Annotated in this window: 18 protein-coding genes; 5 read left to right on the top strand and 13 right to left on the bottom strand. The window is 68.1% G+C overall.

Annotated elements, in window-relative coordinates:
• Nucleotides 1-41: 41 nt before the first annotated feature.
• The 3 genes from bktB to I6H87_RS18795 all read left to right on the top strand — a co-directional run bounded on the left by bktB (nt 42) and on the right by I6H87_RS18795 (nt 3251).
• Nucleotides 42-1226: a beta-ketothiolase BktB gene (gene bktB, locus I6H87_RS18805; protein WP_011615089.1), complete on the top strand. Its 1185-nt coding sequence runs from the start codon at nt 42-44 to the stop codon at nt 1224-1226.
• Nucleotides 1227-1234: 8 nt separating this feature from the next.
• Nucleotides 1235-1861: a hypothetical protein gene (locus I6H87_RS18800; RefSeq protein ID WP_010810124.1), complete on the top strand. Its 627-nt coding sequence runs from the start codon at nt 1235-1237 to the stop codon at nt 1859-1861.
• A 166-nt stretch (nt 1862-2027) separates the two neighbouring features.
• Nucleotides 2028-3251, top strand: a complete 1224-nt coding sequence (locus I6H87_RS18795; protein ID WP_011615090.1) for a cystathionine beta-lyase — start codon at nt 2028-2030, stop codon at nt 3249-3251.
• A gap of 6 nt (nt 3252-3257) precedes the next feature.
• Here I6H87_RS18795 and I6H87_RS18790 read toward each other — a convergent pair whose 3' ends face one another.
• The 8 genes from I6H87_RS18790 to mfd all read right to left on the bottom strand — a co-directional run bounded on the left by I6H87_RS18790 (nt 3258) and on the right by mfd (nt 13272).
• On the bottom strand, nt 3258-3497 hold the full coding sequence (locus I6H87_RS18790; protein ID WP_010810122.1) for a DUF2789 domain-containing protein: 240 nt from the start codon (nt 3495-3497) through the stop codon (nt 3258-3260).
• Nucleotides 3498-3614: 117 nt separating this feature from the next.
• A complete protein-coding gene (locus I6H87_RS18785; protein WP_011615091.1) occupies nt 3615-5264 on the bottom strand; it encodes a PepSY-associated TM helix domain-containing protein in 1650 nt (549 codons plus the stop codon).
• A 10-nt stretch (nt 5265-5274) separates the two neighbouring features.
• Nucleotides 5275-5577 carry a hypothetical protein gene (locus I6H87_RS18780; protein WP_011615092.1) on the bottom strand — a complete coding sequence of 101 codons (303 nt, stop codon included), beginning with the start codon at nt 5575-5577 and terminating at the stop codon, nt 5275-5277.
• A complete protein-coding gene (locus tag I6H87_RS18775) occupies nt 5574-5861 on the bottom strand; it encodes a hypothetical protein (RefSeq protein WP_011615093.1) in 288 nt (95 codons plus the stop codon). The genes I6H87_RS18780 and I6H87_RS18775 overlap by 4 nt, the downstream gene beginning before the upstream one ends.
• A gap of 213 nt (nt 5862-6074) precedes the next feature.
• On the bottom strand, nt 6075-6929 hold the full coding sequence (gene serB / locus I6H87_RS18770; RefSeq protein ID WP_010810118.1) for a phosphoserine phosphatase SerB: 855 nt from the start codon (nt 6927-6929) through the stop codon (nt 6075-6077).
• Nucleotides 6930-7018: 89 nt separating this feature from the next.
• A complete protein-coding gene (locus I6H87_RS18765; protein WP_011615094.1) occupies nt 7019-8386 on the bottom strand; it encodes an amidohydrolase in 1368 nt (455 codons plus the stop codon).
• 141 nt (nt 8387-8527) lie between these two features.
• Nucleotides 8528-9742 (bottom strand): acetylornithine deacetylase, encoded by a 1215-nt coding sequence (argE, locus tag I6H87_RS18760; RefSeq protein WP_010810116.1) that lies wholly within the window; start codon nt 9740-9742, stop codon nt 8528-8530.
• A gap of 80 nt (nt 9743-9822) precedes the next feature.
• A complete protein-coding gene (gene mfd / locus I6H87_RS18755; RefSeq protein ID WP_011615095.1) occupies nt 9823-13272 on the bottom strand; it encodes a transcription-repair coupling factor in 3450 nt (1149 codons plus the stop codon).
• A 149-nt stretch (nt 13273-13421) separates the two neighbouring features.
• Here mfd and ispD point away from each other — a divergent pair, with 149 nt between their 5' ends.
• Nucleotides 13422-14234, top strand: a complete 813-nt coding sequence (gene ispD, locus I6H87_RS18750) for a 2-C-methyl-D-erythritol 4-phosphate cytidylyltransferase (protein WP_010810114.1) — start codon at nt 13422-13424, stop codon at nt 14232-14234.
• 4 nt (nt 14235-14238) lie between these two features.
• Nucleotides 14239-14748, top strand: a complete 510-nt coding sequence (ispF, locus tag I6H87_RS18745) for a 2-C-methyl-D-erythritol 2,4-cyclodiphosphate synthase (RefSeq protein ID WP_010810113.1) — start codon at nt 14239-14241, stop codon at nt 14746-14748.
• Here ispF and I6H87_RS18740 read toward each other — a convergent pair whose 3' ends face one another.
• The 5 genes from I6H87_RS18740 to I6H87_RS18720 all read right to left on the bottom strand — a co-directional run bounded on the left by I6H87_RS18740 (nt 14749) and on the right by I6H87_RS18720 (nt 19868).
• Nucleotides 14749-15324 (bottom strand): GNAT family N-acetyltransferase, encoded by a 576-nt coding sequence (locus tag I6H87_RS18740; protein ID WP_010810112.1) that lies wholly within the window; start codon nt 15322-15324, stop codon nt 14749-14751.
• Between the two features lie 186 nt (nt 15325-15510).
• Nucleotides 15511-16029 carry a carboxymuconolactone decarboxylase family protein gene (locus tag I6H87_RS18735; protein WP_011615096.1) on the bottom strand — a complete coding sequence of 173 codons (519 nt, stop codon included), beginning with the start codon at nt 16027-16029 and terminating at the stop codon, nt 15511-15513.
• 108 nt (nt 16030-16137) lie between these two features.
• A complete protein-coding gene (locus tag I6H87_RS18730) occupies nt 16138-16686 on the bottom strand; it encodes a peroxiredoxin (RefSeq protein ID WP_010810110.1) in 549 nt (182 codons plus the stop codon).
• A 295-nt stretch (nt 16687-16981) separates the two neighbouring features.
• Nucleotides 16982-18283 carry an MFS transporter gene (tcuC, locus tag I6H87_RS18725; RefSeq protein ID WP_010810109.1) on the bottom strand — a complete coding sequence of 434 codons (1302 nt, stop codon included), beginning with the start codon at nt 18281-18283 and terminating at the stop codon, nt 16982-16984.
• Nucleotides 18284-18518: 235 nt separating this feature from the next.
• Nucleotides 18519-19868: an ATP-binding protein gene (locus I6H87_RS18720; protein WP_011615097.1), complete on the bottom strand. Its 1350-nt coding sequence runs from the start codon at nt 19866-19868 to the stop codon at nt 18519-18521.
• Nucleotides 19869-19877 lie beyond the last annotated feature (9 nt).

The following is a 19877-nucleotide window of genomic DNA, read 5'->3' as shown; positions in this document are numbered from 1 at the left end:
CTATACTGTGCGGTGCAACATAACCTCATGGAGACAAAGTCATGACGCGTGAAGTGGTAGTGGTAAGCGGTGTCCGTACCGCGATCGGGACCTTTGGCGGCAGCCTGAAGGATGTGGCACCGGCGGAGCTGGGCGCACTGGTGGTGCGCGAGGCGCTGGCGCGCGCGCAGGTGTCGGGCGACGATGTCGGCCACGTGGTATTCGGCAACGTGATCCAGACCGAGCCGCGCGACATGTATCTGGGCCGCGTCGCGGCCGTCAACGGCGGGGTGACGATCAACGCCCCCGCGCTGACCGTGAACCGCCTGTGCGGCTCGGGCCTGCAGGCCATTGTCAGCGCCGCGCAGACCATCCTGCTGGGCGATACCGACGTCGCCATCGGCGGCGGCGCGGAAAGCATGAGCCGCGCACCGTACCTGGCGCCGGCAGCGCGCTGGGGCGCACGCATGGGCGACGCCGGCCTGGTCGACATGATGCTGGGTGCGCTGCACGATCCCTTCCATCGCATCCACATGGGCGTGACCGCCGAGAATGTCGCCAAGGAATACGACATCTCGCGCGCGCAGCAGGACGAGGCCGCGCTGGAATCGCACCGCCGCGCTTCGGCAGCGATCAAGGCCGGCTACTTCAAGGACCAGATCGTCCCGGTGGTGAGCAAGGGCCGCAAGGGCGACGTGACCTTCGACACCGACGAGCACGTGCGCCATGACGCCACCATCGACGACATGACCAAGCTCAGGCCGGTCTTCGTCAAGGAAAACGGCACGGTCACGGCCGGCAATGCCTCGGGCCTGAACGACGCCGCCGCCGCGGTGGTGATGATGGAGCGCGCCGAAGCCGAGCGCCGCGGCCTGAAGCCGCTGGCCCGCCTGGTGTCGTACGGCCATGCCGGCGTGGACCCGAAGGCCATGGGCATCGGCCCGGTGCCGGCGACGAAGATCGCGCTGGAGCGCGCCGGCCTGCAGGTGTCGGACCTGGACGTGATCGAAGCCAACGAAGCCTTTGCCGCACAGGCGTGCGCCGTGACCAAGGCGCTCGGTCTGGACCCGGCCAAGGTTAACCCGAACGGCTCGGGCATCTCGCTGGGCCACCCGATCGGCGCCACCGGTGCCCTGATCACGGTGAAGGCGCTGCATGAGCTGAACCGCGTGCAGGGCCGCTACGCGCTGGTGACGATGTGCATCGGCGGCGGGCAGGGCATTGCCGCCATCTTCGAGCGTATCTGAGGTTAGCCTTGCGCCTTGCTTCGCTGACGAAGAACCTCTGCGCGCTCGGCCTGGCCGCCGTGCTCGCGCTGGCGGGCACGGCGCAGGCAGCGCCGGCGACCGAGCTGTCGACCGGCCCGGTTAACACCGGGCCAGCCGGCGGCGAAGGCCTGGGCATCAACCAGGCCATTCGCGACGGCGAAGCCCGGCGCGGCGGCACCTCGCTTTCCACTGGCGCGCCAAAACCCCTGGCGCCGCGGCCGGAATATGCGTCGCTGCCGGTCTACGTCGGCAAGGTCGGCGACCAGCCGGTGCGGCTGCGCCTGGGCCCCAAGCCTGACGAGCGCGACAGCGTGCGTGGCGAATACGCCGGCCGTGGCGCCGGTGTGCGCCTGCTGGCAGGCGAGTGGGAGGACGGCGCCTTCCTGATGGAGGAGTCCGACGACGGCACCCGCGTATCGGGCAACTGGGAAGGCAGCATCGACGCCAGCGGCGCCGTGCGCGGCACCTGGACCGACGCGTTCAACCCGGCCATCGTGCTGCCGTTCTTTATCCGCCCTCTGGGCGTGCTGGTGATCCCCCCGTTCGACATGAGGCCCAACAGCGGCGTCACTTACGCGCCGCCGCCGCCGAAGTCCTCGATTTCCGGCTGGTAAGCCGCTTACTAGTGTCCGCCGTTGCCATCGCCGGTGGCGCGGCCGGCATTTGCTGGTAAGCTCGGAGGCTCATCGAGTCTCATTCCTGACCGTGCCACGCTTCTGCCCGGGCGATACCGCCGGGGCAGCGCGCCGTGTCCGGCCAGCAGCCAGCAAGGAAACCGCCGTGTCCGATTCGCCATCCGACAAGCCCGCGTCGCCCGCCCATTACCTGCAAACCGTTGCGGTCCAGCCCGAGCTGGAGATCGCGCCCGGCTTTGCCTCGTTCTCTCCCGCCACGCACCGCGGCTCCACCGTGGTGTTCCGCAACCTCGCCGAACTGCGCGCCCATGGCGACGGTGCCACCACCTACTGGCGCTATGGCCTGCACGCCACGCCCACCAGCGAGGCGCTGTGCCAGCACCTGGCGCTGCTGGAGGGCGCGCGCCACACGCTGCTGCAGCCGTCGGGGCTGGCGGCGATCTCGCTGGTCTACTTCGCGCTGCTCAAGAGCGGCGACGACGTGCTGGTGCCGCACAACGTCTACGGCCCCAACCGCGACCACGGCGAGTGGCTGGCACGCGAATTCGGCGTGACCGTGCGCTACTACGACCCGATGGACGCTGCTGCGATGGCGGCGATGATCCGGCCGAATACGCGCCTGATCTGGATGGAGTCGCCCGGTTCGGTGACCATGGAAGTGCCCGACAGCGACGCCATCGTCGCCGCGGCCAGGGCGCACGGCGTGCTGACCGCGATCGACAATACCTGGTCTGCCGGCATCTACTTCCGCCCGTTCGACAAGGGCATCGACATCTCGGTGCAGGCGCTGACCAAGTACCAGTCCGGCGGCAGCGACGTGCTGATGGGCGCGGTGCTGACCTGCGACGATGCGCTGCATGACCGCCTCAAGCGCACCCGCATGCTGATGGGCTGGGGTGTTTCCGCCGATGACTGCCACCTGGTGCTGCGCGGGCTGCCGAGCCTGCCGGTGCGCCTGGCCGCGCATGACCGTGCGGCCCGCGAAGTGGCGGAGTGGCTGCGCCAGCGGCCCGAGGTTGCGCGCGTGCTGCATCCTGCGCTGCCGGACTGCCCCGGCCACGCCAGCTGGCGGCGCGATTTCACCGGTGCCAGCGGGCTCTTTGCCATCATCCTGCGGGCACGCTATACACGCCAGCAGGTGGATGCCTTGGTCGAGGCGCTGCAGCTGTTTGCGATCGGCTGGTCCTGGGGCGGTGCCCACAGCCTGGCCGTGCCGTACCACGTGCAGGGCATGCGCCCGGCGGGCACCTGGCCGCCGGCCGGCTGGCAGGATGCCGGCGAACTGGTGCGGCTTTATATCGGCCTGGAAGACACGCGCGACCTGATCGCCGACCTGCGCCAGGCGCTGGAGGCTACGCTGGCCGCGTAAGCGGCCTCAGGCCGGCTGTCTCAGGGCGAGATTGAGCTGGTCGACGACCTCGGCCCAGTCGGCGTCGTCCAGCAGTTCGTCGCGCAGCAGCGTGGCCTGGGCGGGGGTCCAGAACGGTGCCTCGGCCAGCTCGACATCGTCGGGCAGCGGGGCGTGCGTGCCGATAAAGCTGCGGATGCTGGCTTCGTCGGAGGCCAGGCCGAGCTGGGCGAACAGTTCGGAAAACTGGTGGAAGGTCGATTCCATGGCGGTAGGCTCGATGTTGTTGGCCTGAGATAGTGTAGGGCAGGGGCCGGGCTGGTGCTGCCCAGGAAACAAAAACGGACGCTGCTGCGTCCGTTCTTGCGTGCGGGCGCCATGCGCTCAGGGCGTATCCGTGCTGGGCATCGCCTTGGCGCCCGCGGTGGGCCTGGCGGTCTGGGCGGCTTGGGCTGCCCGCGGCATCGCCCAGACCGACTCCGCCGGCCCACTGCGCGCGCGGCGCTGCGTGGCGCGGGCCAGGGCGACAAAGCCCGTGGCCAGCGCGATCGCGCCGATATCGAAGCCGGCGATGATCCAGTGCCCGCTGGGGATGCTGTGCAGCAGGTGGTCGCCGGTCAGGATCGCATTCGCCAGCGGCACCGTCAGCCACGCCAGCGCGGCGGCGTAGAGCAGTTCCACCGCGGCGCGCACCGGCGGGCGCAGCAGCGCCCAGGCACAGGCCAGGACAAACACCGTGAAATACGTGTAGCTCACCGCGCGCTCCGGCCACAGCAGCGCCGCCGGGAAGCACAGCGCCACGCCGATGCAGCAGCCGATGCACACGCCGACCGTGCCCTGCGCCAGCAGCCGGTGCACGCGAGGCTGCTCGGCCTGGCGCAGCTTGCGCCGTGACTCGATCCACAGCAGGTTGCCTGAATAGAACAGGAAGGCGCCGGCGAGCCCGGCCAGCAGGTAGACCAGCCGCACCGGCAGCTCGCCGAAAGTGCCGAAATGCAGTGCGTACAGCGCGCTGTAGAGCCCGTGGTTGCTGTCGCGCGTGCCGGCGGTCTGGTTGGCGGTCAGCTGGCCCGCGTTGGGCTCGCCGCTGGCGGCATGGATGCCGACCGAGCCCAGGTTGCCGAGTGCCTGCGTGCTGGTGCCGCGCACCTCCACCACGGCGTTGGCGTCGCCATAGCGCTGGAAGCGGAACGACTCGGGCGTGAATCGCTCGCCGCCGTGCTCGCGCGCGATCTGCATCAGCGTTGCCGTGGGCATGGTCGGCACCGCGCGGTTGGCCGCGGCCACTTCCGGCACGGCGGTGGTGGCGCGGGGCACCGCCTCGAACAGGCGGCCATCGAAGGTCAGTGTGTTGAACGCCATCATCAGCACCAGCGACAGGCAGAACAGCGCGCCGGTGATGGCAAAGACCAGGTGGAAAGGCAGGCTGAACAGGCCCAGCACATTGTGGGTGTCCATCCAGAAGCGCTTCAGGTTGCGCCCGGGGCGCACTGCAAACAGGTCCTTCTTCAGCCGTGGCAGGTGCAGCAGCACGCCCGATACCAGTGCCAGCCCGTACAGCACCGAGATCGCGCCCATGAAATAGATGCCGCCGACCGGGATCCCCAGCGAGTAGTGCAGGCTGTTCAGGAATGCCGACAGTTCGCCGATCACCTGGTCGCGCGAGGTGTCGCGCTGCATCGCGGCGCCGCCGGCCAGGCGGGCGTCGGTGGTCATCTGCCACTCGCCGGCCTGGTCCTGCCAGTAGGCCGCGATATTGGGCTCTCCCTCCGACGGCATGATCACGTATGAGCTGGCCGCGGCCTCGGGGTGGATCGCGACCAGCTTCTGCATGAAGCGGTCGACCGCGGCCGGGTCGGTACTGGCCTCGAACTGCGCATTGCCTTTCAGCCGCGACGGCGACTGCCAAACGTGCAGCTCATGGTGGAACACGGTGACCGCCCCGGCAAAGAAGGCGATAAACAGGGCCCAGCCGGCCATCAGGCCGACCCAGGTATGCAGCGTCTGGTACAGGCGCAGGGTTGCGGTTTTCATGATGGCGTTCTCAGGAGGCGGCCAGTGCCGTCGGCGCCAGCCTGGCCAGGCGCAGCAGCCAGAGCGCGCCGAAGCAGAGCAGGTTGGCGCCGCCCAGCCAGACCCAGGCAGTGCGGCTGGAACGGAACAGCAGGCTGGCGCTGATGATGGCCACCCACACCGGCAGGCAGGCCACCACGGCCGCGACGATGCCGGTTTCCCAGCCGCCCGGCAGCCACAGGATCAACAGCGTGCACAGCGCCACCGCCAGCGGCAGCCCGAGCAGCGCACCGGCAAGCCATTTGGTGCCCATTGCGGAGCGGTCTGCGCTCATGCCCGTTGCTCCCGTGCTGCCCGGCGCTTGCGCGCGGCATAGGTGGCGATAAAGGGCCATACCGACAGCGCGCAGGGCACGGTCACCAGGCTGGCGGCAATGGCTGCGGGCCAGCCATCGGTGTTGCTCCACAGCCAGGTGCTGACGACGACCAGGACCAGGCCCAGCCAGCCCAGCATACGCGGTTGCGTGACCCTGCCGGGCGGCAGCAGGACCTGGTTGGGCGCGGCCAGGTACAGGCACGCAGCCGCAGCCAGGCCAAGAAGGACGGCCAGAACTTGCATGGGGAAATGTCAGATAAACGAAACATTAATGGTAATGATTCGCATTTGAAGAGGCAAGCGCTAAGTAGACGTTGCGTCTCAGTGGGGATTCATCTGCACTTGGGGGAGGGACTTGCGCTGGCTGTGGCGACGAGTCGCAGGCGGCCCGCGCGGGTGGGGCCGGCCGGGCGCTTGCCGCCCGGCGCGCATTGCCGCGTTGTCTGCGGCCCGGGATCAGTGCGGGAACAGCGCCAGCAGGCCGTCCAGGCCGACGTGGTTGAACGCGACGCTGGCTTGCGTGCGCACCACCGGCTTGGCCCGGAATGCCACCGACAGGCCGGCCACGGCCATCATCTTCAGGTCGTTGGAGCCATCGCCCATGACGATGGCCTGGTCCGGCGTGGCTCCGATCCGGGCGCAGACTTCCTGCACGGTGCGGGCCTTGACGTCGGCGTTGACGATCTCGCCGACGACATTGCCGGTCAGCTTGCCGTCGACGATCTCCAGCGTATTGGCGCGGGTCACGTCGAGCTGGAGCCGTGCCTTGAGCTTCTCGGTGAAATGCACGAAGCCGCCCGACACCAGCAGCGTGCGCAGGCCCAGCGCCTGCACGGTCTGCAGCATGCGCTCGGCGCCCGGCGACAGCCGCAGGCGCTCTTCATAGACGCGGTCCAGCACGCTGGCGTCCAGGCCCTTGAGCAGGGCCACGCGGCGGCGCAGGCTTTCGTTGAAATCGGTGATCTCGCCGCGCATGGCGGCTTCGGTGATGGCCGAGACCTCGGCCTTGAGGCCGCAGAAATCTGCGATCTCGTCGATGCACTCGATCGTGATCAGGGTCGAGTCCATGTCCATCGCCACCAGGTGGAAGTCGGACAGCTTGCGCCCCGCGGGCACCACTGCCCAGTCGATCGCGCGCGGGCCGCAGAAATCGTCCAGCGCATCGCGCAGCGCCGGCGTCAGCGGCGCGCATTCCTCGGCGGCGGCGACGGTCTCGCTGCGCAGCACCAGTTCAGAGGCGCGGGCCAGGGTGCGGGCGGTGTCGAGGTCGGCTGGGGAAAGCGGGGCGGTGCTCTGGAGGATCAGGGGCATGGCGGATGAAGGTCGGGCGCTTGCCGCGCGGGGCTGCAACGCGGCAAAAGCGCTATTGTAGCCCCGCCGCAGCGCCCCGGGCGAGCCGCTCAGCGCTGCGCCATCACCATGTAGTCCACGGTCAGGCTGGACAGGGCGCGCACGCCGTTGATCAGCGCCGGCTCGTCCACATAGAACTCAGGCGAGTGGTTGGAAGGCGCCTTGGTCACATCCTGGCCCTTGGGCGTCACCCCGAGGTTGAAGAACAGGCCCGGGACCTTCTCCTGGTAGAACGAGAAGTCCTCCGACGCGGTCGCCTTGGGCGTGATCATCCAGTTGCCTTCGCCGGCCACGCGCTGCAGCGTGGGCGCCATCTTCTCGGTCAGGGCCGGCTGGTTGATGGTGGCGTTGTACAACTCCACCACGCGGAAGCTGGCCTCGGCGCCGGCGCTGGTGGCGATGGCCTCGGTGGTGCGCTTCATGCGGGCATGGATGTCCTTCTTCATGCCTTCGTCATAGGTGCGCACGGTGCCCATCATCTCGACCTTCTCCGGCACGATGTTCATGCGGTTGCCGCCGTGGATGGTGCCCACGGTAATCACCGACGGCTCCAGCATGGCGTTGACCTGGCGGCTCTGGATGGTCTGCAGGCCCATCACGATCTGCGACGCCACCACGATCGGGTCGATCCCGCCCCACGGCCGCGCGCCGTGGGTCTGGCGGCCCTTGACGTCGATCCAGAACTGGTCGGCCGCCGCCATCGAGGGGCCGCTGCGCCAGCCCAGCTTGCCCGATTCGATGCCGCTGCTCACGTGCAGGCCGAAGATCGCATCGACCTTGGGATTGTCCAGCACGCCCTCGGACACCATCTGCTTGGCGCCCCAGGTGTTGGAGCCATTCGGTTCGAAGTCGGCCGGGCTTTCCTCGGCCGGCTGGAAGATGAACTTGACCGTGCCGGGCAGCTGGTCCTTCATGCCGGCCAGCACCTCGGCGGTGGCCATCAAAATCGCCACGTGCGTGTCATGGCCGCAGGCGTGCATCACGTCCACTTCCTTGCCCAGGTACTGGCCCTTGGCCTTCGACGCGAACGGCACGTCCACGCGTTCCTTGACCGGCAGCGCATCCATGTCGGCGCGCAGCGCCACTACCGGGCCGGGCTTGCCGCCCTTGAGCACGCCGACCACGCCGGTCTTGGCCACGCCCGTCTTCACTTCCATGCCGAGCTTGCGCAGCTGGTCGGCCACGAGCTTGGCGGTGCGCGTCTCGTAGTTGCCCAGTTCCGGATGCTGGTGGATATCGCGGCGCCACGCGATGAGTTGTTTCTCGACGGCCTTGGCGCGGGTTTCGATCTGGGCGTGCAGGGTTTCGGCGCCTTGCGTCTGGGCCTGCGCGGTGTTGCAGAGCAGGCCGGTGGCGAGCGCCAGGGTGGCGAGCGCGAAGCGGGTGGTGGGACGGGATGCGGAATCACGGACAGCCATGCAAGGTCTCCTTCGTTGTTGTTGGTGTGATGCAGGCGGTGTGGCGGCGCGCGGCAAGTGCAAAGCGCCGGGAAAAGCGGATTGGTTGCTCCCCTCTCCCGCAAGCGGGAGAGGGGAGCAAAGCTCTGGCATGCCCGGCAGTCAGCTCACGCGCAAGCTGTCGACCACCTTGTGCAGGAACGCCTCGCAAGCAGCCAACTGCTCCAGCGCAACAAACTCATCCGGCTTGTGCGCCTGCTGGATATCGCCAGGCCCGCACACCACGGCCGGAATGCCGGCGCGCTGGAACAGGCCGGCCTCGGTGCCGTAGGCCACCTTGTTGGTGTCGCGGTCGGCGGTCAGCGCGCGCACCAGCTGCGTGATGGCTTCCTGTTCGGCCACGTCCAGCGACGGCGCGGCGGCGATCTTGCTCAGCGTCAGGCCGGCGTCGGCATGCTCGGCGCGCATCTTCGGCAGCAGCACGTCGTTGGCGTAGGCCTGGATGCGGGCGTAGATGGCTTCGGGATCCACGCCGGGCAGGTTGCGGAACTCGAACACGAACTCGCACAGTGCCGGGATGGTGTTCAGCGCGATGCCGCCCTGGATGGTGCCGGTCTGCGCGGTGGTGTAGGGCACGTCGAAGGCCTGGTCGTAGGGGCCGTTGGCCTTGAACTCATCGGCGATGTCGCGGATGAAGCAGATCAGGCGCGCGGCGTATTCGATCGCATTGACGCCGCGCGGCGTCAGCGACGAGTGCGCGGCCTGGCCCCTGACGCAGCAACGGTAGGCGTTGATGCCCTTGTGCGCCACGATCACGCGCATGCTGGTGGGTTCGCCGACGATGCAGCCGCCGGGCGTCACGCCGCGGTCGCGCAGTTCGGCCAGCAGGTAGGGCGCGCCCATGCAGCCGATCTCTTCGTCGAAGGACAGCGCGTAGTGGACCGGCTCGCGCAGCCTGGCCTGCAGGATGGCCGGCAGCAGCGACAGGCTGGTGCCGATAAAGCCTTTCATGTCGCAGGTGCCGCGGCCGTAGAGCTTGCCGTCGCGCACCACCGGCTTGAACGGGTCGGTGGTCCAGTCCTGGCCGTCCACCGGCACCACGTCGGTATGGCCGGAGAGCACGATGCCGCCGTTGGTATTGCCGTCGGCGGCGGGCACGGTGACGAACAGGTTGGCCTTGTCCTGCTGCGGGTTGTAGCTCAGATGCGGCTTCAGCCCCTTGGCCAGGAAATGGTCGCGCACCGACTCGATCAGGCCCAGGTTGGAGTTGCGGCTGGTGGTGTCGTACGCGACCAGCCGCTGGGTCCATTCAAGCGCGCTGCCGCGCGCGGCGGTTTCGGTGACGGGCTGACGGGAAGAAGCGGCTTGGGCGGGCATGGGGGCGTTATCGCTAACTTGTTAAGGAATCGATGCTACACCCGGCCGCGCGCCGCGTCCATGCAGGATACGCATGACCCCTACGCCAGTTGCCGCAACGTATGCTTGATGGTCTGCGCGCGGATCGCCACGTCCGGCATCTTGGCCTCGATGCGCAGCTTGTCCTGCCCGGCCAGCTTGATATGGCGGTTCTTCTGCACCAGGTCGATGATGCGCATCGCGTCGATCGGCGGGTTGGGCACGAACTGCACGCTGATGGTGGCCTCGCCCGCGTCGATCTTGCGCACGCCCAGCGGTGCCGCGGCGATGCGCAGCCGGTGGGTCTCGACCAGCGCCTGCGCCTGCGCCGGCAGTCGGCCGAAGCGGTCGATCAGCTCTTCCTGGATATCGTCCACGCGCTCGGCGGTCTCGCAGTTGGCCAGTCGCTTGTACAGCGACAGCCGCTCGTGCACGTCGGCGCAGTAGTCGTTGGGCAGCAGCGCCGGCGTGCCCAGGTTGATCTCGGTGGTCGCGGCCAGCGGCGCCATCAGGTCGGGTTCCTTGCCGGCCTTGAGCGCCTTGACCGCGGCGTTGAGCATGTCAGTGTAGAGCTGGAAGCCGATCTCGTGGATCTCGCCCGACTGCTTGTCGCCCAGCACCTCGCCCGCGCCGCGGATTTCCAGGTCATGCATGGCCAGGTAGAAGCCCGAGCCCAGTTCCTCCATCTGCTGGATCGCTTCGAGCCGGCGCTGCGCCTGCTTGGTCAGGCCCTCGACATCATGCACCAGCAGGTAGGCATAGGCCTGGTGGTGCGAGCGCCCGACCCGGCCGCGCAGCTGGTGCAGCTGCGCCAGGCCGAACTTGTCCGAGCGGTGGATCAGGATGGTGTTGGCGGTCGGCACGTCGATGCCGGTCTCGATGATGGTGGTGCACAGCAGGATGTTGTCGCGGCGCGCGACGAAGTCGCGCATCACGCGCTCCAGCTCGCGCTCATGCATCTGGCCGTGCGCGACGGCAATGCGCGCTTCGGGCACCAGCTCGGCCAGCCGCGCGCGCTTGTTCTCGATGGTCTCGACCTCGTTGTGCAGGAAGTAGACCTGGCCGCCGCGCTTGAGCTCGCGCAGGATGGCCTCGCGGATCACGCCGTCTTCCTCGCGCCGCACGAAGGTCTTGATCGCCAGCCGCTTCTGCGGCGCGGTCGCGATCACCGAGAAGTCGCGCAGGCCTTCCAGCGCCATGCCCAGCGTGCGCGGGATCGGCGTGGCGGTCAGGGTCAGCACGTCGACCTCGGCGCGCAGGGTCTTCAGCGCCTCCTTCTGGCGCACGCCGAAGCGGTGTTCCTCGTCGATGATGACCAGCCCCAGGCGCTCGAACCTGACCTGGTCGGACAGGATCTTGTGGGTGCCGATGACGATGTCGACGGTGCCTTCGTTGATCTGCCTGATGGCCGCGTCGATTTCCTTCTTGGTCTTGAAGCGCGACAGCTCGACGATGCGCACCGGCCATTCGGCGAAGCGGTCGGACAGCGTCTGGAAGTGCTGCTCGGCCAGCAGCGTGGTCGGCGCCAGCATCGCCACCTGCTTGCCGCCCAGCACCGCGACAAAGGCCGCGCGCAGCGCCACCTCGGTCTTGCCGAAGCCCACGTCGCCGCACACCAGCCGGTCCATCGGCTTGCCCGAGGTCATGTCGGCGATCACCGCGGCAATCGCGGCGGCCTGGTCCGGCGTTTCCTCGAAGCCGAAGCTTTCGGCGAAGGTCTCGTAGTCCTTGGGCGAGAGCGGGAAGGCAAAGCCCTCGCGCGCGGCGCGGCGCGCGTACAGGTTGAGCAGCTCGGCGGCGGTGTCGCGGATCTGCTGGGCTGCCTTGCGCTTGGCCTTGTCCCACTGGCCCGAGCCCAGGTGGTGCAGCGGCGCGGTATCGGGATCGGCGCCGGAATAGCGCGAGATTACATGCAACTGGTGCACCGGCACATACAGCTTGCTGCCCTTGTCGTAGTCCAGGTGCAGGAATTCCTCGTCGCCCTGGCCCATGTCGAGCGTGACCAGGCCCTGATAGCGGCCGATGCCGTGCTCGCTGTGCACCACCGGGTCGCCGATCTTCAACTCGGCCAGGTCGCGCACCATCGAGTCGACGGCGGAGGCCTGCTCCTGCTTGCGGCGGCCGGTGCGGCGCGCGGTGCCGGCGTACAGCTCGGCCTCGGTGACAAAGGCGATCTGCCCCTGCGGCAGCGCAAAGCCGCTCTGCAGCGGCGCCACCGCGATCGAGAAATGCGCTTCGCCGGCCAGGAACGCGGCAAAGTCGTCCACCGGCTGCGGGCGCAGGCCGCTTTCGGCAAAGAGCTGCAGCAGGGTCTCGCGCCGCCCGGCCGAGTCGGCGCACATCAGCACGCGGGTCTGCTGGTCGAGTAGCAGCGCTTCCAGGTTGACCAGCGGATCATCGGCGCGGCGGTTCACCGCGACGTCGGGCAGGATGGCCGAGAACGCGGCCTGGTCCGCGTTCGCTTCGGCCTGCAGCACCAGGCGCGCCATCGGCTTGGCGGCGACGAAGAACTGCTCCTCGGACAGGAACAGGTCCGCTGGCGGCAGCAGCGGGCGCTCGCGGTCGTGCCGCATGAAGTTGTAGCGCTGCGTGGTGTCGGCCCAGAAGCGGCGGATGGCCTCGTCGACATTGCCGGCGAACGCGAGCTGCGTATCGGCGGGCAGGTAGTCGAACACGGTCGCGCTCTGCTCGAAGAACAGCGGCAGGTAGTACTCGATGCCGGCCGACGGCACGCCGTTGCCGATGTCCTTGTAGATCGGCGACTTGGTTGGGTCGCCTTCGAACAGCTCGCGCCAGCGGCCGCGGAAGGCGGTGCGCGCGGCTTCGTCGAGCGGGAACTCGCGCCCGGGCAGCAGCCGCACCTCCTTGACCGGGTACAGGCTGCGCTGGGTGTCGGGGTCGAAGGCGCGGATGGTCTCGATCTCGTCGCCGAACAGGTCGATCCGGTACGGCAGCGCCGAGCCCATCGGGTACAGGTCGATCAGGCCGCCGCGCACGCTGTATTCGCCGGGGCGCATCACCGCGCTGACGTGCTCGTAGCCCGCCAGCGTGAACTGGGCCTTGAGCGCCGCTTCATCCAGCCGCTCGCCCTGCTTGAAGAAGAAGGTGTAGGCGGCCAGGAACGCGGGCGGCGCCAGCCGGTACAGCGCGGTGGTGGCCGGCACCAGCATCACGTCGCATTGCCCGGTCTGGATGTCGTGCAGCGTGGCCAGGCGCTCTGATACCAGGTCCTGGTGCGGCGAGAAGCTGTCGTAGGGCAGGGTTTCCCAGTCGGGCAGCAGGCGCACGCGCAGTTCGGGCGCGAACCAGGGGATTTCCTCGGCCAGGCGCTGGGCATCGACCGCGTGGGAGCAGACTACGGCCAGCATCGGCGCGCGCTCGCGGTGCTGCCGAGCGTACGCGGCCACAGCCAGCGCATCGGCCGAGCCGCGCAGGCCCGCCACGCTGTGGCGCAGCCCCGGCTTGACCAGCGGCAGGTTGACAAAGGGGAAGGCGGGCTTGGCGTCAGGCATGTCGGCAGCGGGGCGTTCAAAACGACGACACCCCGCCGGCATTGCGGGCGGGGGTCGGGGCAGGGGACCTCAACGGCCCGTGGCGCCTGCCGGGCACGCGTCAATGCGGAATGGCGCGGCATGGCGACGGGCAAGGGCCGTATTATAGAATGCGCACCGGTTGTCCCGCTGGCCATGCCGGCCAGCAGGCGCCCGCGCCTCTTTCACTCAACGCCGATCCTGTGCCCGCTCGCCGCTTTGCCCTGATTCCCTGTGCCGGTACCGGCAGCCGCGCCGGCGGCGCCGTTCCCAAGCAATACCAGACCGTGGCCGGCCGGCCGATGATCTGGTACGCGCTGGCGGCGTTCTCGGCGTGCGACGCCATCAACGCCACCGCGCTGGTGCTGGCGCCCGACGACATGCCGCTGGAATCGCGCTTCGGCGCGGCCGCCTTTGCCGGGCTGCGCTTCGATACCGCCTTTGTCGGCGGCGAGACCCGCCATGCCTCGGTGCTGGCCGGGCTGCACCACCTGGCGCAGCTGGGCGCGACCGACAGCGACTGGGTGCTGGTGCACGATGCCGCGCGCCCGGGCCTGACCCCGGCAATGATCCATGCGCTGGTGCGCGCGGTGGAAAGCGACGGCGACGACGACCCGGACGCCGCCATCGGCGGCATCCTGGCGGTGCCGGTGCCAGACACGCTCAAGCGCGCCCAGGACGACGCCCGTATCGGCGCCACGGTGCCGCGCGAGGGCCTGTGGCAGGCGCAGACGCCGCAGATGTTCCGCCTGGGCGTGCTGCGCCAGGCGCTGCAGGACGCCATGGCGGCCGGCGCGGTGGTGACCGACGAGGCCAGCGCGATCGAGCGTCTTGGGCTGCATCCGCGGCTGGTCAACGGCTCGCTGCGCAATTTCAAGGTGACCTACCCGGAGGACTTCGCACTGGCCGAAGTGCTGCTGGGCAACGATGGCAAAGGAGCCTGACCGCATGATGCCTTTCGATATCCGGGTGGGACAGGGCTATGACGTCCACGCGCTGGTGCCCGGCCGCAAGCTGATCCTGGGCGGGGTCGAGATTCCGCACGACCGCGGCCTGCTGGGCCATTCCGATGCGGATGCGCTGCTGCACGCGGTCACCGACGCGCTCTTCGGCGCGGCCGCGCTGGGCGATATCGGCCGCCATTTCCCCGACACCGACGCGCAGTTCGCCGGCGCCGACAGCCGCGTGCTGCTGCGCGAGGCCGCGCGCCGCGTGCGCGAGGCGGGCTATGAAATCGGCAATGTCGATGCCACCGTGATCGCGCAGGCGCCCAAGCTGGCGCCGCATATCGGGGCGATGGTGGCGAACCTGGCGGAGGACCTGGGGATTGCGCGCGGGCGTTGCAACGTCAAGGCCAAGACCAACGAGAAGCTGGGCTTCGAAGGGCGCCAGGAGGGCATCGTGGCGCAGGCCGCGGTGCTGCTCTGGCGCGCCTCGGTGGGCGACGCGCAGGACTGATCAGGGGCGCGCCGCGTCTGGCGCCGTGGCGTTTTCCGGCGGGATGGCGTAGGTATAGTCGATCAGGCGGGCCATTGCGCCGGTGCGCGCACCGGCTTCGGTGCGCTTGGTGAAGCCCATCTGCTGGCACAGCCGGATGGCCGATGCCATTTCCGGCATGGTGCGCACCACCAGCGTTGACGCGCCGATATCGCGCGCGCGCTGGATGCAGATCTGCATCAGCGTGCGGCCCAGGCCCAGGCCGCGCGCCTGCGGGCTGACCGACAGCAGCCGGGCTTCCGGCTGGGTCAGGGTGATGGTGCTGCCGTCCAGTGCCGGCAGCGTGGCGCCCGGATGGCAGAACAGCACGGCGCCCATGATGCCGTGATCGGTCTCCGCCACCCACCATTCCATATCCGGATGGCTGGTCGCCAGCACTGCCTGCATGCCGCGCTGGAACGACGCGCGGCAGTCTTCCATGATGGCCAGCTCATATTGCCCGTAGGCTTGTTGCGTGACGGCGGCGATGTCGCCCCAGTCATGCACCGCCGCGAGGCGGTAGTGGAAACGGGGGGAAGTCGGCGAAGGCAGGGTCATGGCAGCCTGAAAGTGCGTGTCCTGCCTGGATTGTAGGCTGATCGCCGCACCTGTGCAGCCCTGGCGCGGGGCGGTTGCAGGATGGGAACAGCCGGCAACTCCTGATGGGAAGCTGCCGGCTGCTGTGCTACGGCGCCCGTGGCAGGGCGCCGCGGAGGGCGCGGGGGCGCGCTGTGGCGGGGCTTATTACGCGGCGATCACGTTGGCGGCGGCCACGATCACGGCGGCAATGCGGCCGACATCGCGCAGTTGCTGCGCGGTCATGCCCTGTTCATTCTTCAGCAGCTGGTAGTGCGACTTCACGCAGAAGTGGCACTTGCCCACGATCGAGGCGGCCAGTGCGTACATCTCGAAACGGCGCTTGTCCACGCCGCCATGGGTGGCATAGGCGTTCATGCGCAGGCCGGCCGGCTGGCTGGCCAGGTCGGGATCGTCGGCCATTTCGACGTACGGGTACCAGGTGTTGTTCATGCCCATCAGCGCGGCCGCGGTCTGCGCGCCGTTGGTTTCCTCGGGCGACAGCACGCCGGCGTTGCGGATGGCATCCACCAGCACCTTGCTCTGCGCCGCAAATGCCGCCGCCAGTGCCACGCCGACCGCATCGTTGCCTTCCAGCGAAGAGCGCGCGATGGTGCCGTCCACGTTCAGGCGGATGTCCTTGGCGTAATCGGGGATGAGATTCTTAATCGTGCTGATGAATTCCATTTATTTCTCCTATCGATACGGGCCCAAAAAACCCGCGCAAGCGGGTTTTGATGCGGAGGGCAGCGCCCTCCGCGAATCGCCAAGGTGTGTCTGGCGACTGATAGCAAATTACAGCGTGGCGCCACCAACGGCACGGTTGCACGGGCACAGCTCGTCCGTTTGCAGGCCGTCCAGGATACGCAGGACTTCTTCCGGGTTGCGGCCCACGTTCAGGTTGTTCACCGACACATGCTGGATCACGTTGTCCGGGTCGACGATGAAGGTCGCGCGCAGGGCAACGCCGGCAGCGTGGTCACGCACGCCCAGCTGGTCGATCAGCGAACCGGTCACGTCGGCGAACTGCCACTGGTTCAGCTTGTTCAGGTCCTTGTGTTCGCGGCGCCATGCCAGCTTGACGAATTCGTTGTCGGTCGAGCCGCCCAGCACGATCGCGTCGCGGTCGGCGAAGTCGCCGTTCAGCTTGGCGAAGGCAACGATTTCGGTCGGGCAGACGAAGGTGAAGTCCTTCGGGTAGAAGTAGATGATCTTCCACTTGCCTTCGAACGACTTTTCGGTGATGTCTTCGAAAGCCGACTGGCCGTTCTCTTCGTGATTGTTGAAACCCGGCTTGACACCGACGACGTGGAAGGCTTCGAGCTTGTCACCAACGGTCTTCATAGACTATCTCCTGATACGGTTGCAATGAGAGCGGTGCTGCTGCCGCGCGGCTGGCGTGGGCCGGCTACGCGGCTTACCGCGACAAAACGTGATTATGCGTCATCACCAGGTGCCGGGCTAATTGATATTCTCAAAGAGCCCGATAGGCAAGCCATGTGACGCCTGGAGCGAATCCCGGCATGGGAAGCCGCGGCATCAGCCAGGCGGCTTCGATGCGGAAGGGCAAGTATGCCATGCGCGCTGGGCCCGCTTATGGCAAGTTGGTGACGATTGCGGCGAGTTCAACCAGCCGTGTTCAGGCCGGATGCATGACGGGCTCCACTCGTTGCGCCCGGAAGATCACCAGCGTGGCAACCAGTCCGCACAGCGCGGCGAACATCAGCCACAGCCCCGGCGCCGCCTTGTTGCCGGTGGCGTGGATCAGCCAGGTCGAGATTGCCGGGGTGAAGCCGCCGAACAGCGCCGTGGCCAGGCTGTAGGCCAGCGAGAAGCCGGTGGTGCGCACCGCGGGCGGCATGATCTCGGTCAGCGCCACCACCATGGCGCCGTTATAACTGCCGTACAGGAACGACAGCCACAGCTCCACCATCAGCAGCCGCGAGAACGACGGCTCGGCCACCAGCCATGACACGGCGGGGTACGCGGTCAGCAGCGTTGCCACGGTGAAGAACACCAGCAGTGGCTTGCGTCCGATGCGGTCCGACAGCGCGCCCATCAGCGGCAGCCAGATGAAGTTGGACAGGCCCACGCACATGGTGACGATCAGGTTGTCGGTGTCGTCCAGCTTCAGCACGGTCTTGCCGAAGGTCGGCGTGTATGCGGTGATCATGTAGAACGACACCGTGGTCATCACCACCATCATGCAGCCGGCCAGGATGATGCGCCAGTTGTCCAGCATCGAGCGGTAGATCTCGTCGATGGCGGGGCGGTGCTTGCGCGCCTTGAAGGCCTCGGTCTCTTCCAGCGAACGGCGGATCAGGAACAGGAACGGCACGATCAGGCAGCCCACCAGGAAGGGAATGCGCCAGCCCCATTCATCCATTTGCGCCGGAGCCAGCGTGGCGTGCAGGATCACGCCCAGCAGGCCGGCGAAGATCACCGCCACCTGCTGGCTGCCCGATTGCCACGCGACATAGAAGCCCTTGCGGCCAGGCCTGGCGATTTCCGACAGGTAGACCGAGACGCCGCCCAGCTCAACACCCGCGGAGAAGCCCTGCAGCAGGCGCCCGGCCAATACCAGCAGCGGCGCGGCCACGCCAATGGTGGCGTAGCCCGGCACGCAGGCAATCAGCAACGTGCCCATGGCCATCAGCGCCAGCGTCATGATCAGGCCCTTGCGGCGGCCATGGCGGTCGATGTAGGCGCCCAGCACGATCGCACCCAGCGGCCGCATCAGGAAGCCCGCTCCAAAGGTGGCGAGCGAAAGCATCAGCGAGGCGAACTCGTTGCCGCTGGGAAAGAAGGTCCTGGCGATGGCGGCCGCGTAGAAGCCGTACACCATGAAGTCATACATTTCCAGGAAGTTGCCGCTGACGACGCGGAACACGGTGCGGAACCCGTGCTGCCCGGCGGGGGTAGCTGCGGAGGTATCTGACATGGCTGTCTCTCAGGCACCGCCGGCGGTCCCGGCGGCATGATGGTTCGGAGAAGTCAGCCAGGCGTGCGCGGGTCACGCCGTGTGGGAAGGATTTCGCCGCGCGCCTGATGACGGGCGCCAGTGTGCGCCGCGACCCTGTCATTGCCCTGACGAATGCCTTTCAGAAGGCTATCAAATGCTGTCGAAAACCTGTCAATGCGCCGCGGATGGCGCTCAGGCCGCGCTCAGCTGACGCTCAGGCGCGCCGGAAGCAGGCGCTGACCACCAGCCCCGTGGCCGGGGCGGGGCGGTTGGCCAGCAGCAGCCGGCCGCCGTTGCGCTGCATGATGCGGTTGACGATGGACATGCCCAGCCCGGCGCCCTTGGCCTCGCTGCGCGCGGCGTCGAGCCGGTAGAAGGGCCGCGTCAGCAGCGACAGCTGGCCGTCGGGCACGCCGTTGCCGTGGTCGGCCACGGTCAGCACGGCTTCCTTGTCGTCCACGCGCGTCGAGATCTCGACCACGGCCATGCCGCTTTGCTCGTCCTTGGCATAGCGGCGCGCGTTCTCGACCAGGTTGTCCAGGATGCGCTGCACTTCCATGCGGTTGGCCACGGCCATCACCGGCTCATTGGCGCGCACGTGCACGCGCACGTCGTCGTGCGCGGCGTAGACGCCCACGGCATCGTGCACCAGCGCCGACAGGTCAACCGGTTCCACGGTTTCCAGCGGCGGGCGCGCGTAGTTGAGGAACTGTCCGATGATAGCGTCCATCTGCTCGATGTCGGCGATCATGGCGTCGCGCGTGGGGGTGTCCATCGGCGACATCTCGGTTTCCAGGCGCAGGCGCGTCAGCGGCGTGCGCAGGTCGTGCGAGATGCCGGCCAGCATCACCACGCGGTCGTCGTCGAGCTGGCGCAGGTCGCGCACCATCTGATTGAAGCTGTGGTTGGCCAGCGCCACCTCACTGGCGCCGTGCTCGGGCAGCGGCGGCGGGTCGCCGCCGGCGCCGATCGCGCGGGCGGCGTTGGCCAGCCGCTTGAGCGGGTAGTTGACGCGCGCGGTGATAAAGGCCGCGCCGATGATCGACAGCAGCAGCGCGGCAATACTCCACCACAGCCACTGGATGCCGGGCACGCGCTCGAAGCGCTCGGGGCTGATCGCCACCCAGTAGTCGTCGCCCTCGATCTCGAAGCTGACCCACACGCCGGGAATGTCGTTGACGGTGGTGGCCAGCACCGTGTCCTCGCCCAGGCGGCTGCGGATCTCCTGCTGCACCAGGGTGGTCAGGAACGGGTTGGCGGTGGGCGCGGCGAAGTCGTCGTCCTTCTCGCGCGGATAGACCTTGATGCCTTCGTTCTGCACCAGGTCGAGCAGCAGGAAGCGCCGCCGCGCGGGGTCGGAATAGAGCAGCGCGGCGCGCGTGAGCTTGACCACGCTGACCACCTGCATGGCGATCTGCTGCGCGCGCGGGGCGCGTTCGAACAGCCGGTAGCTCTGGAACCAGATGCCCAGCGAAATCGCCAGCAGCAGGGCGATAAGCATGAAGGTTCGCCAGAACAGCGAACCAAAGAACCGCGTTGCGGTTCTGCCGATAACGGTCGCCACGATGGGAAC

The organism is Cupriavidus necator (assembly GCF_016127575.1).
Lineage (GTDB): Bacteria > Pseudomonadota > Gammaproteobacteria > Burkholderiales > Burkholderiaceae > Cupriavidus > Cupriavidus necator_D.
This window is presented reverse-complemented; position numbering and strand designations above follow the sequence as displayed.